Annotated in this window: 8 protein-coding genes; 3 read left to right on the top strand and 5 right to left on the bottom strand. The window is 48.7% G+C overall.

Annotated elements, in window-relative coordinates; genetic code table 11:
- Positions 1 to 105: 105 nt before the first annotated feature.
- A complete protein-coding gene (locus L1N85_RS00360; RefSeq protein WP_235233479.1) occupies positions 106 to 2,043 on the bottom strand; it encodes a sensor domain-containing diguanylate cyclase in 1,938 nt (645 codons plus the stop codon).
- A 364-nt stretch (positions 2,044 to 2,407) separates the two neighbouring features.
- On the opposite strand from L1N85_RS00360, the gene rpsD reads away from it, so the two are divergent.
- Positions 2,408 to 3,010, top strand: a complete 603-nt coding sequence (gene rpsD / locus L1N85_RS00355) for a 30S ribosomal protein S4 (RefSeq protein ID WP_235234313.1) — start codon at positions 2,408 to 2,410, stop codon at positions 3,008 to 3,010.
- Positions 3,011 to 3,073: 63 nt separating this feature from the next.
- Here the strand turns inward: rpsD and L1N85_RS00350 are convergent, their stop codons facing one another.
- The 3 genes from L1N85_RS00350 to tyrS all read right to left on the bottom strand — a co-directional run bounded on the left by L1N85_RS00350 (position 3,074) and on the right by tyrS (position 6,547).
- Entirely contained in the window at positions 3,074 to 4,609 is a 1,536-nt protein-coding gene (locus L1N85_RS00350; RefSeq protein WP_235233476.1) for a flotillin family protein, read from the bottom strand.
- Between the two features lie 22 nt (positions 4,610 to 4,631).
- Positions 4,632 to 5,162 carry an NfeD family protein gene (locus L1N85_RS00345; protein ID WP_235233474.1) on the bottom strand — a complete coding sequence of 177 codons (531 nt, stop codon included), beginning with the start codon at positions 5,160 to 5,162 and terminating at the stop codon, positions 4,632 to 4,634.
- A 131-nt stretch (positions 5,163 to 5,293) separates the two neighbouring features.
- Positions 5,294 to 6,547, bottom strand: a complete 1,254-nt coding sequence (gene tyrS, locus L1N85_RS00340) for a tyrosine--tRNA ligase (protein ID WP_235234311.1) — start codon at positions 6,545 to 6,547, stop codon at positions 5,294 to 5,296.
- A gap of 486 nt (positions 6,548 to 7,033) precedes the next feature.
- Between tyrS and L1N85_RS00335 the strand changes: the two genes are divergently transcribed.
- On the top strand, positions 7,034 to 10,093 hold the full coding sequence (locus L1N85_RS00335) for a transglycosylase domain-containing protein (protein WP_235233472.1): 3,060 nt from the start codon (positions 7,034 to 7,036) through the stop codon (positions 10,091 to 10,093).
- A gap of 61 nt (positions 10,094 to 10,154) precedes the next feature.
- Positions 10,155 to 10,538 (top strand): VOC family protein, encoded by a 384-nt coding sequence (locus L1N85_RS00330; protein ID WP_235233466.1) that lies wholly within the window; start codon positions 10,155 to 10,157, stop codon positions 10,536 to 10,538.
- 99 nt (positions 10,539 to 10,637) lie between these two features.
- Here L1N85_RS00330 and acsA read toward each other — a convergent pair whose 3' ends face one another.
- Positions 10,638 to 12,362 carry an acetate--CoA ligase gene (gene acsA / locus L1N85_RS00325; protein ID WP_235233464.1) on the bottom strand — a complete coding sequence of 575 codons (1,725 nt, stop codon included), beginning with the start codon at positions 12,360 to 12,362 and terminating at the stop codon, positions 10,638 to 10,640.
- Between the last annotated feature and the right edge of the window lie 45 nt (positions 12,363 to 12,407).

The following is a 12,407-nucleotide window of genomic DNA, read 5'->3' as shown; positions in this document are numbered from 1 at the left end:
TCCTTTCAGTTCCTTATTCTAAATAAAATCAGCAACACGAAAAGGACGCCGTAAACGGCGCCCTCGTGGCGGATACAAGGATGATAGCTAACATCCATCCTAGTTTTATCCAATAAAAATACAATTTCTTCCATTTCCCTTTGCCTCATAGAGCGCCATGTCCGCTCTATAGAATAACGATTCAACGCTAATTTTATCATCCTCGTACGTCCATTCGGAAACGCCGCAGGAAACGGTGACGACCGGGTCGGTCTGTCCCTCCACATGCATTCGAATACGCTCAGCGATGCGGTAAGCCTGTTCTGCACGAATTCCCGGCAAGTAAACCGCGAGCTCCTCGCCGCCCCAGCGTGCCGCAATATCGCCTTGTCTGATTGCTGCAGATATAATGCCGCTTACTTGAATTAATATCCGGTCACCAACCTGATGACCGTACGTATCGTTTACTTTCTTGAAATGATCAATGTCGACAAGGATTAAAGATCCGAAAGGATCCTTCCGTTGCCGATTTTGAATTTGCTCATCCAAATAATGCCGGGCATGCAAACCCGTTAAATTGTCTGTAATGACCATTCTACGCACTTCCGCATGCAAGGATGCGTTCGTGAGGGCTAGGCCGATATGCGTACTCATCACCTGCAGCAATTTATAATTTTCATAGGAGAAAAAATTCGGCGCTTTATGAGCTACGAGAATAACGCCCACCACCTCGCCGTCAACCATAATTGGAGCGGCAATCAACGATCTTGACCCTGTGTTATCCATTAGCTTCGAGGTGACTACTCTTGTATGCCAATAATCGGAAATAATCATAGGCTCCTTCGTTCGGTAGACCATCCCGCAGAAACCATATTCCGGGGAAAATTGCTCACTCGCAAGAGCAGGGATATTACTGGACATGACTACAAATTGATTACTTTCTTTATTCAGCTGCAGAACGCAGCAATAATTCGCTTCAAATATAGTTAACAGCTCACTAGTCGCAAATTGAAATATTTCTTTAAGCCGCAGAGACTGATTTAACCGTTTCGTAAGCTCATTGATAAGCCGGAGCTCATTAATCAATAAATTAGATTGTTCATATAATTTAGCATTCTCAAAAGCTGAGCCCGAAGTATCAGCAAGAAGCAGGAATGCCGGCAAATCCGCTTCATCCCATTTGCCTGGACCGATGGTCATACAGAGAACGCCGTATGCGGCCTGCTTACCTGTCATGGGGACCGCCAGCCTTATCGTTCCGTCCCGATCATGCTCGGTTACCGAACTTCCGTTCAAGAAAGCTTTAGCCACAATATCATGCTCTGCATTTTTGAATACTAACGGCTTTACGCGCGGGTCTCCATTCAAATGATCCTGCGACAAATATAAATGCACTTCCGAGTGGGGGTATAATTGTTCTAAGCTTCGAAGCAATTCCGATAGGACCGAGGCAACGTCTATCTGATTATACAGCTGTTTGGCGGTATGAAATAAGCTTTCCTTCCGGATCGCTTCCTTCTCGGCTCTCTGCTGCTGAAGGAGCATGTCTTTGATGTAGATCTCCTCGAATTTGCGATAGAAGCAGCTGCGGAAATGAAGAGCGCATGCCTCGACCTCAGATCTAATTTGAACAAAATCGGTTGTCGTAACATAAGCGATTACGCTGAATACGGCTCCGTCAACTCGTCTGCGTTGAGGTACGGCTACTGCGAAATGGGCCGCTGCCTCGAATGCAGCCGTCTGCCGGCTCGTCAACGCATCGGCGACAGCAGCAGCCGCAGCAGCGTCACGCCCCTCGCCCATTAAAGCCAGTAATGGCACTGTCGCTATGATTTCATGCCCTTCTTTATTAAATAAAGCAAATTGTCCATTTTGAAATAGCGCTAAACCAGCGGCTTCTGTGCTCCACTGTTCAAAGCTGTCCTCGAGCAACGATGGCAGCATGGGCTCGTCCGCATCTCTAAAATCTTCGCTATGGAACCAAATCGATTGTAATTCAGATGACACTTCAACCATTGTTGACTTTATTTGAGGAGGAAAATTGCTTTTTATCCGATCGTCCATGCAGCACCCAACCCTTCCATGTGTCAACCAAGGAGATGAGCTTCCCATTTTACGCTTAATAATACAATCATCATACTTCATTTGTAAGAGTTTTGCACTACTATGCCCACAAAATATAGGACTTTCGATTCCCTTAGTTTATGTGTAAATTTCAAGCTGGAATCTTGACAACTACAGTATCGTTCATATATTATTTATTGATGAATAGATGGGCGTACGGTTTTGTGTCACCCTCATGAAATACGTTCGCTGCAGGCCAGCGGCTGACTAGCCTGACAGGGACGAGCGTGCTCGGACGTTGAACGTATTCGGCGAAACACATTCCCATTCACAAATTTATTTGATGAAGGAGTTAACATTACGTATGTCACGTTATACAGGACCTAAATTTAAATTAAGCCGCCGCCTTGGAATCTCTTTGAGCGGTACAGGTAAAGAACTTGCAAAACGCGCATTTCCACCAGGTCAACACGGCCCTAACCAACGCAAGAAGCTTAGCGGTTATGGCGTTCAATTGCAAGAGAAACAAAAGCTTCGTCACATGTACGGCTTGAACGAAAAACAATTCCGCAACTTGTTTGACAAAGCGGCAAAAATGAAAGGTAAAGCCGGTGAAAACTTCATGGGCCTCCTTGAAAGCCGTCTTGACAATCTCGTTTACCGCCTTGGCCTTTCCAACTCCCGTGCAGGAGCTCGTCAGTTGGTATCGCATGGTCACGTAACGGTAAACGGCAAGAAAGTGGATATCGCTTCTTACAGCGTTTCTCTTGGCGATGTAATCGGCCTGCGCGAGCGCAGCCGCAGCCTAAGAACAATTAAAGAAGCTATGGAAGGCCGTCATCACCTTCCGAACTACTTGGAGTTCAATGATCAAGCAATGGAAGGTAAATTTATCCGCATGCCTGATCGCGGTGAGCTTTCCCAAGATATCGACGAGAAACAAATCGTCGAGTTCTACAGCCGTTAATCATGTAGAAACCCTCGATCCATTGGTTCGAGGGTTTTTTTTTAACGTATTAAATTATATGCATTAAGGGGATACGTCAGGAAGCTTGGGAGCCGCAGGAGCTCCTGTCAATTGTTCAGCCCTGTTCGCGAGAGCAGAATTCGGAATCGCTTTAGACGTTAATCCTTTAATAAGCGCATTCACATCAATGCCGGATACGCTCTTCAGCATTTCGGGAGCCGTAGACATCAGAGAGGTGACATAATTGCTTAGACGGGCTGCGCCTACACCATTTCCCGTATCGACTACTGTAAGCTTATCGATGTTACTAATGGGTTCAGCGACCTTGCCGGCAAGCTCAGGCAGCATTTTGACAATAATATCGAGGATGGCAGCCTCACCGAATTTCTCGAACGCTTCCGCAAGCTTTTCCTTCGCTTCCGCCTCCGCCAAGCCGCGAAGCCGGATAACCTCCGCTTCTGCCGTCCCCTTCGCTTTCTCCGCTTCGGCAACGGCTAAACCGTCAAGACGCTTCTGAGCAGCATGTGCCTTTGCTTCCGCTTCGATTCGGTATTGAAGAGCATCGGCTTCCCGAAGCAGCTTCGCTTTGTTCGCTTCGGCAGCCTGCTCTACCGCATAACGGTCAGCATCGGCCTTTTTCTTTACCTCTGCGTCATATTGTTTCTCGCGCCGTAAAATTTCTTTTGCCTCGAGGTCGATTTCCCGCTCCTTGCGCACAAGCTCGACCTTCATTTGCTCCTCGACGACACTTTGCTTCGCGCGAGCCTCTTGAATCGAATAAGCCTGATCCGCTTCGGCCTTCGCCGTATCCTGATCGCGCTTAAAGGAAGCAACCTTCATTTCTTTGTCCTTCTCTGCCTCGGCAATGTTCGTATCCCGCAATAGCTCGGCCTTCTGACCAGCTTCAGCCGCATGCGCCTTCTGAATTCTGGCATCACGTACCGCTTCCGCTTCGGCGATTTCCGCATCCCGTTTCACAGCTGCAATGCGGGGCTTACCGAGGGCGTCTAAGTATCCATGCTTATCCCGCAAATCTTTTATCGTGAAGGAAACGATTTGCAAACCCATTTTTTTCAAATCTTTGGCCGCTACGCCCTGCACCTCTTGCGCAAATTTATCGCGGTTCCGATATACCTCTTCCACCGTCATGGAACCAAGAATCGCTCGCAAGTGCCCTTCCAGCACCTCCTGAGCCTCCCCTTTCAGCGCTTCGGTCGGCTTGCCTAAAAATTGCTCCGCCGCCGTTGCTACATCCTCCATTGCACCGCCGATTTTAATAATCGCTACACCGTCTGCCATAACAGGAACGCCCTGCTCCGTATATACCTCAGGAGTAGACACATCAAGCTTGTGCGACAGCAAGGAGAGAAACTCGGCTTTCTGGAAGATCGGCAGGATGAATGCGCCGCCGCCTCTTATGATCTTCACCTTTCGCCCCGATTCATCAGTAGCGGCATTCTTGGTTCCCAGGAATGATCCCGTTACGAGCATCGCTTCATCCGGGCTGACCGTTTTGTACCTTGCCCAAAATGCGAGACCAAGCACGACGATAACGCCTACAACAATCGCAGGAATGATAAAATAATCCGGCACTGACATTTCCCCTCTCGGCTGCTTATTATTAAGCTAAATTCACTTCCGAAACGTACAAGGTGCTGTCCTTTACTTCTACTACGACTACCTGTGCTCCACCGGGAATGTCTACTCCTTCAAAGCTTGCAGCGATTTGATTTGTAAACCCCGCACCTACTTTTACCATTACCTCGCCGTAGCCGGAAGCTGGAATCGGAACAAGCACTTCAGCCAGCATGCCGGATAACCCCTGGAGTGAAAAAGCAATTGAATTTTCGCTGTTCTCCATAGGCCTGACATAAAGCAAAAACACGCCTGCTCCTGCTACGATTGCAATGAGCATTGAGATAATCAGGATTGCTGCCATGCCGAACGCCGAGTACCGTTCAAGCAAGATGCCCGCGCCGCCGAATACCGTAATACCGCCCACAAGCGCAGCAGGCGACAGCCAAGAGTGACCATCCAGCGATAAAAAATCGAGCGCACCATCGAGCATCTGGCCGAGCCAATCCCCGAAAACAACGCTTATGACCGCATACATAATGCCGCCAATAAGACAAGCCAAATATAAAGTTTCCAACTTCCTCCTCCTTTCTTAGTATCCATAACCTGTTAATAATCCCGTTATTTATTACGTTTAAAAACAGAAGATTGTTTCTAAAAAAATAAGCTTGTTGAATTTTATCGATTCAACAAGCTTATTTAGAACAATTATCCAAGTTTAATTTTTACAAATTTCCGCTTGCCGACCTGGAGTACATCTCCGTCCTGCAGAGTAACCTCTGCCTGGATATCGGTCAGTTTCTCTTCATTAATCCGTACGGCTCCCTGCTGCACGCTGCGTCTTGCTTCGCTGCTGGTTGGCTGCAAGCCAAGTACAGTTAGCAGCTTCACGATACGTATCTGACCGTTATCAAGTTCTTCCGGAGATACGGTAACTTCTTCAATATCATCCGGCAGCGTACGCTGCTGAAATACCGTAATGAAGTGATTTTCCGCTGCATTTGCTGCTTCTTCGCCATGATACATGCGAACGAAAGTGGCTGCAAGCCGCATTTTCGCATCTCTGGGATGTACGGAGCCGTCTTCGAGTCCGGCCTTTAAAGCGGTAAGCTGTTCATTGCTTAAGTCAGTGGCAAGCTCATAGTATTTGAACATAAGCTCGTCTGGAATAGACATGGACTTACCGTAAATTTGATTAGGCTCCTCATCGATCCCGATGTAGTTCCCCAAGCTTTTACTCATTTTGTTGACACCGTCAAGGCCTTCAATAAGAGGCGTCGTAATCGTCACCTGCGCCGGCTTCCCGTATTCCTTCTGAAGCGTTCTGCCCATCAGCAAATTAAATTTCTGATCCGTACCGCCGAGCTCTACATCCGACTCCAGCGCAACCGAATCATAACCCTGCATAAGCGGGTAGAAAAACTCATGAATGCTGATCGGCAATCCTGTTGTATATCGTTTCGTGAAGTCGTCGCGCTCCATCATGCGCGCTACCGTAACTTTTGCTGCGAGATTAACGACGTCCGCAAAATTCAGCGGCGCAAGCCACTCGGAGTTGTAGTACAGCTGCGTCTGCTCCGGATCTAATATTTTGTAAATTTGCTTCTGATACGTGTCCGCATTTCGCTTCACATCTTCCTCCGTCAGCTGCTTCCTTGTTTCCGATTTTCCAGTCGGGTCGCCGATCCGCCCGGTAAAATCGCCAATAAGCAGCTGAACCTGATGGCCGAGCTCCTGGAATTGACGGAGCTTGTGCAGAACGACCGTATGTCCGACATGAATATCCGGCGCAGAAGGATCAAGTCCCAGCTTGATCTTCAACGGCGTGCCCGTTGCGACAGCATTCGCTATCTTCTGCTTCAAGTCATCCTCAGGCACAATTTCCACTACACCGCGCCGGATGACTTCTAGTTGACGTTCAACCTCCGATTGCTGCTCCTTCGACAATTGCTCCCACTTCACCATAAAACTTTTCCTCCCTCGTATGCGTCTATATAGACATAAAAAATCCTTCCAGCCCCAAGGGACGAGAAGGATTAGCTCGCGGTACCACCCTCGTTAGAACACGCCTGCTGTCCGGGGGACAGCTGCGCAACTCTCACTTCGTTGCTTGATAACGGAGGCCTGCTCCGAAATGGACTACTGCGGCTTCGAAACGTGACCCCCTGGCTCCATAAGCCTGCGGTCTGTCATCGTAATAATCGAACCTGTTCCTCCACTTAGCTCCAGACGGTAATTCAACAAGCGGCGCATACCGGTTCACACCCGCCCACCGGCTCTCTGAAAAATACGATTCGCTGTCTACTCATGCCCTTCATTGCCATGTATAGATAAAACTTTATAGTGTTTATACCATATGCGTCTATAGGAAGTCAATCAGGTTAATGCCTGCTTACTTTGACGATTTATGATATAATAAGTCTGCTATTTGGAGGAGGAGACTATAGAATGCAAGAAGAACGTCAACCATCGCCAATGAAACGAAGCAAATGGCGTACATTCGGATTTATAACTTTTATTACGTTCAAATGGATGGTTTATTTTGGTATTTTCATCGGTTTGCTTGCCGGAGGCGCAGTGACCGGCTATGTTGCCGCGCTCGTGAAAGGCGAAGAAGTAAGACCTCGTACCATTATCGAAGAGAAAGTCGGAGAGAATGCCATTACCGGCTTTGTTTACTTTAATGACGATTCGCTGGTCGGGCAGCTTCGCACCTCTGAGGATCGAATGATTATTACATACGATAATCTGCCGCCTCAGGTGATCAATGCCGTTCTGGGCATCGAAGACAACAATTTTTTTGAGCACAACGGCATTGATATAAACGGGCTTGGCCGTGCCGTTAAGCAGAAACTGCTCAACGAGGATACGCAGACCGGGGGCAGTACGCTTACCCAGCAGCTGGCACGACGCGTATTTCTAAGTTTGGACAAAACCGACAGCCGTAAAATAAAAGAAATTTTCCTATCCCTTCGCATGGAAAGGTATTTAACGAAAGAAGAAATTTTAACGGCTTACTTAAATAAGGTTCCGTTCGGAAATGGCTCCACCGGCTACAACTTATTCGGCATCAAAGCGGCTGCCAAAGGTATTTTCAACATTACCGACTTGAATCAGCTTAATATCGCCCAATCTGCATACTTGGCAGGTTTGCCGCAGCGTCCATCCGCCTATACCGCGTTTACAGGCAAGGGACAATTCAATCAAGACGGCTTTGATTTAGCGATTGGCCGTCAACAAACCGTGCTGATGCGTATGTTCGAGACAGGCCGCATTACACAGCAGGAATATGACGAAGCGCTCCAATTCGACATTAGGCAGACGCTTGCGGAGCCAAGCGAGAAGGCGTACACGACCTACCCGTATCTCATGCTTGAAGCGGAACGTCAGGCTGCTGAGATTATGCTCATGCAGCAGGATCCAACTATGACGAAAGCAGACTTGCAGAAGAAGGAAAACGCTGCTCTGATCGAGGAGGCTCGCGATCACCTGCTTCGCGGGGGCTATCATGTCTATACGACGATTGACAAGGACATTTATCAGCTCATGCGCGAAATCGGCACTAATGAAAAAAACTTCACGCCTTACAGCGAGGAGAAAGGACTCGAGCAGATCGCCGCGGTTATGCTTGATCATAAAACCGGCGCCATTATCGGGATGCTGGAAGGCCGCGACTTCTATGAAGAGCAGCTAAACTATGCGACCCAGATGACACGCCAGCCGGGATCGACAATGAAGACGATTGCCGCCTATCTGCCTGCCATCGAGCAAGGCATTATTCAACCGGCCAGCATTATTGACGATGCCCCGCTCGTCCTGAAGGACGGCCAAAAGGGCTTTCACATTCCGATGAATGTAAACAGAAAATTTGCCGGTCTCGTAACAGCCAGGGAAGCATTAAACCGATCTTTAAACTTGCCGGCCTTGAAAATTTTCAATGAAGAAGTCAAAATCGAGAATGCATGGGAATTCGTGAAGAAACTGGGCATTACTACGCTGGTACCAGAGGATTCATACGCACAGACCGGCGTAATAGGCGGACTTAGCGCAGGCGTATCGGTTGAGGAGCTTACGAATGCGTACGGCGCCATTCCGAACAAGGGCGTTTTCAATGATGCCTTTATGATTGAAAAAATTACAGACGCGAACGGCAAGATCGTTTACGAGCACAAGATGGAGCCGAAGCAAGTGTTCTCGGAGCAGAGCGCTTTCCTGATGACAGATATGCTCTCTACCGTTATTTCCAGCAGAAGCGGATCTGCTAATAAACTGACCTCGCAATTCGATAAGTACGGCCAGATTCCGATTGCTGGCAAGACGGGTTCGACGCAAAGCTATGGCGACGTTTGGTTCATGGGTTTCTCGCCTGACGTCACTCTAGGTGTATGGGCGGGCTATGAGGAGCAAATTAATTCCTTGTCCGAGAACGGTAAAGCAAGAGCACGTTCGATCTGGGCATTGATCATGAATAAACTAACGGACACAAAGCCGGAGATGTTCGTTACCGATTCCTTCGAGCGGCCGGACGGCATCATCAAAGCAACCGTTTCGAGTGCAAGCGGAATGCTTCCAAGCCAATTGACGAAGGAAGCGGGCATGCTCGTAACGGATTGGTTCAACAAAAAGGATATACCTAAAAAAACAGACGATACATTAGTAAAGATGGCCATTATTACTTATGACGGTGTCAATTACGTACCGAATCCTGCTACTCCGCTCGATATGGTCAAAGAAAAAATCGTAATCAAACGTAAAAAGCCGATTGATGTTCTTATGGATGAAATTCGGGCTGCACAAGAAAAGCTGCCAGCCGGCAGCCGGCGCGCAATGTCCGTGTTCCTGCCTGCTGATGCGGAGAATGACGCCCCGTCAAAGCCGGATCCTCGCGTCGACGACGGTGCCGTACCCTCGCCTCCTGGCAGCGTTAAGCTCTCCTCGTCCGGCGGTGACTCGCTCATCTTGACTTTCGGCGACAGCGCATCCAAGGATGTCGTGGGGTACCGCGTCTACAGATCGATTAATCAGGGAGCTTATGAGAAGACCGGTGAATCCATATTGGCAGGCGAGGACAAAAAAATGGCGATCAATGCCTCAAGCTCGCAGAGCTATACCTACTATGTAACGGCAGTTGACATCGTCGGCAAAGAATCTGCTCCGAGTCAGCTTGTCCAATACGGTAACACGCCGATTATTCCAGAGCTTCCGGGTCTTGGAACAGGCTCTGAAGGAAATGAGCAAGGAGCCGCTCCTGCAGCACCGACAGGCTTACAGGCCGAGAAAACTGCGCTCAGTGTACGGCTAAGCTGGTCACCGAACGCCGTGTCCGAGCAGGTTACGCAATATCATGTATATTATAGCGCTAATAATGACGGACAATATGCAAGGATCGCATCCACCTCGGAAACGAGCTTTGAATATGTTTCGCCACTCGTTACAGGTGCATTTTATGTGACATCCGAAAACGAAAAAGGCGAGTCGGGTCCATCCGCAATACTAATAGTCAACTGATAGAAACGATCTATCGTCAATTACATGATCCAACTACTTATTCCAGAAGGGAACGATTACGATGGTAAACAAAAGACTTGATCATGTTGGAGTAATGGTGAAAGATATGGATGCATCCATATCTTTTTACACCCAAATAATCGGATTTGAGCTAAAGGGACGAATCATGCATACCAATGGAGTAATCGAGCTGGCTTTTCTTGGCTTCGGTGGTTCTGATGAGACGGAGCTTGAGTTAATTCAAGGCTATAACGATAGCCTTCCTTCCGAAGGTAAGGTGCATCATTTCGCTGTGACAGTTCCTGATGCGGCAGCAGAGTTCGAACGATTGAAGACGCTGAATGTAACGTTCGTGGATGAAGGAATTACAACGCTGCCGAACGGTTATCAATATTTCTTCGTCGAGGGGCCGGACCGCGAGCGAATCGAGCTATTTCAACGCTAGACTGTATGGCTTGCGAATCGGAAAGAAAAAGAAAGAGAGGATGTCTCCGTCAGGAGGCGTCCTCTCTTCTCTGTAATCCGATATACCGCCGTATTAAGCCTAGTCCTCAATTGTAGATAAATCGCCGGTAGGTAAATTCAGCTCCCATGCCTTTAAGACCCGCCGCATAATTTTGCCGCTGCGCGTCTTAGGCAGCTTATCTTTAAATTCGATTTCCCTTGGAGCGGCATGCGCGGACAAGCCAATCTTCACGAATTGTGAAATCTCCTGCTTCAATTCGTCCGACGGCTCAAATCCTTCGCGCAGCGCAATAAACGCTTTTATGATTTCGCCCCGCATCGGATCCGGCTTGCCGATTACTCCGGCCTCTGCAACTGCAGGATGCTCGACCAGCTTGCTTTCCACCTCGAACGGACCCACCCGCTCGCCCGCCGTATTAATGACATCGTCGATACGGCCTTGGAACCAGAAGTAGCCATCCTCATCCATATAGGCCGAGTCGCCTGATACATACCAGCCCTTCACATAAAAATATTCTTCATATTTGGAAGGATTATTCCAAATCTTGCGCATCATCGACGGCCACGGTGTTTGGATAGCCAGGTTACCCATCCGATAAGGAGGAACCTCATTTCCGCTATCGTCAATAATTGCAGCCTTTACGCCAGGCAGCGGCTTGCCCATAGAGCCGGGTTTAATATCCATGCTCGGATAGTTGCAAATCAGTTGGCCTCCGGTTTCCGTCATCCACCACGTATCGTGAATGCGCTGCCCGTATACCTTCATGCCCCAGCGCACAACCTCGGGATTAAGCGGTTCGCCTACGCTAAGTACATGACGCAGGCTAGATAGGTCAAATGGCTTCGAAACGTCGTCGCCCGCTCCCATTAGCATGCGGAACGCCGTAGGCGCGCTGTACCATACCGTTACTCCGTATTTCTGGATGACGCCATACCAGTCACCGGGACTGAATCGTCCACCGCGAATGACGTTTGCAGCTCCGTTAAGCCATGGAGCGAAAATGCCGTATGACGTTCCTGTAACCCAGCCCGGGTCCGCCGTGCACCAATAAATATCGTCTTCTTTCAAGTCAAGTACGATTTGTCCGGTGTAAAGATGCTGAATCATTGCATTTTGCACATGATAAACGCCCTTCGGCTTACCCGTAGAGCCTGACGTATAGTGCAGGATTAGACCGTCTTCACGGTCCAGCCATTCGATCTCCGTTTCATCGGAGGCTTTCGCCATTTCTTCCGCAAAATCGACGACTCCCTCTTCCTTCGGGACGCCTTCGCCAACCACGATAATATGCTTTAGATTCGGCAGCTCATCACGCTTAATCCGTTTGAATAATGCGGGAGTCGTTACGATCGCTGCCGCTTCGCTATCCTGAAGCCTGTCCTTCACCGCCGTTTCCATGAACGCCTCAAACAGAGGCCCAACGACCGCTCCAACTTTCCAAGCACCGAGCGCGCTAAAATAAAGCTCTGGCGTTCTCGGCATAAAAATGAACATCCGATCACCTTTGGCGATGCCAAGCTTGCGTAATACATTCGCGAAGCGGCTCGATTGTTTGCTCAGCTGTTCAAATGTATAGGATTCATCCCGGTCTTTGTCGCTGTAGTATAACGCGATTTTCCCGCCTTTGCCTTGGTCGACGTGGCGGTCAATGGCTTCATAAGCCATATTCACTTTCCCTGTGCTGTGCCAGCTAAACTGGCTTTCAATCTGGTCCCAATCAAACGAAGCGGCAGCCGCTTCATAATTCGGTAAATTCGGATTTGTTGCCGTCGCTGGAATACGTTCTTGATGCAAGTTGACCATCCTATCACTCTCCCATCACATCTCTTTTCCGACTCTAGGAATACG

This window comes from Paenibacillus alkaliterrae, from assembly GCF_021532375.1.
GTDB lineage: Bacteria > Bacillota > Bacilli > Paenibacillales > Paenibacillaceae > Pristimantibacillus > Pristimantibacillus alkaliterrae.
The sequence above is the reverse complement of the archived record's forward strand: the minus strand, read 5'-3'. Positions and strand labels throughout refer to the sequence as shown.

What these genes read in the sequence shown, in the direction of transcription:
- L1N85_RS00330 (WP_235233466.1), top strand. Translation starts at nt 10,155, where the DNA reads ATGGTAAACAAAAGACTTGATCATGTTGGAGTAATGGTGAAAGATATG.
- rpsD (WP_235234313.1), top strand. Translation starts at nt 2,408, where the DNA reads ATGTCACGTTATACAGGACCTAAATTTAAATTAAGCCGCCGCCTTGGA.
- L1N85_RS00360 (WP_235233479.1), bottom strand. Translation starts at nt 2,043, where the DNA reads ATGGACGATCGGATAAAAAGCAATTTTCCTCCTCAAATAAAGTCAACA.
- acsA (WP_235233464.1), bottom strand. Translation starts at nt 12,362, where the DNA reads ATGGTCAACTTGCATCAAGAACGTATTCCAGCGACGGCAACAAATCCG.
- L1N85_RS00350 (WP_235233476.1), bottom strand. Translation starts at nt 4,609, where the DNA reads ATGTCAGTGCCGGATTATTTTATCATTCCTGCGATTGTTGTAGGCGTT.
- L1N85_RS00335 (WP_235233472.1), top strand. Translation starts at nt 7,034, where the DNA reads ATGCAAGAAGAACGTCAACCATCGCCAATGAAACGAAGCAAATGGCGT.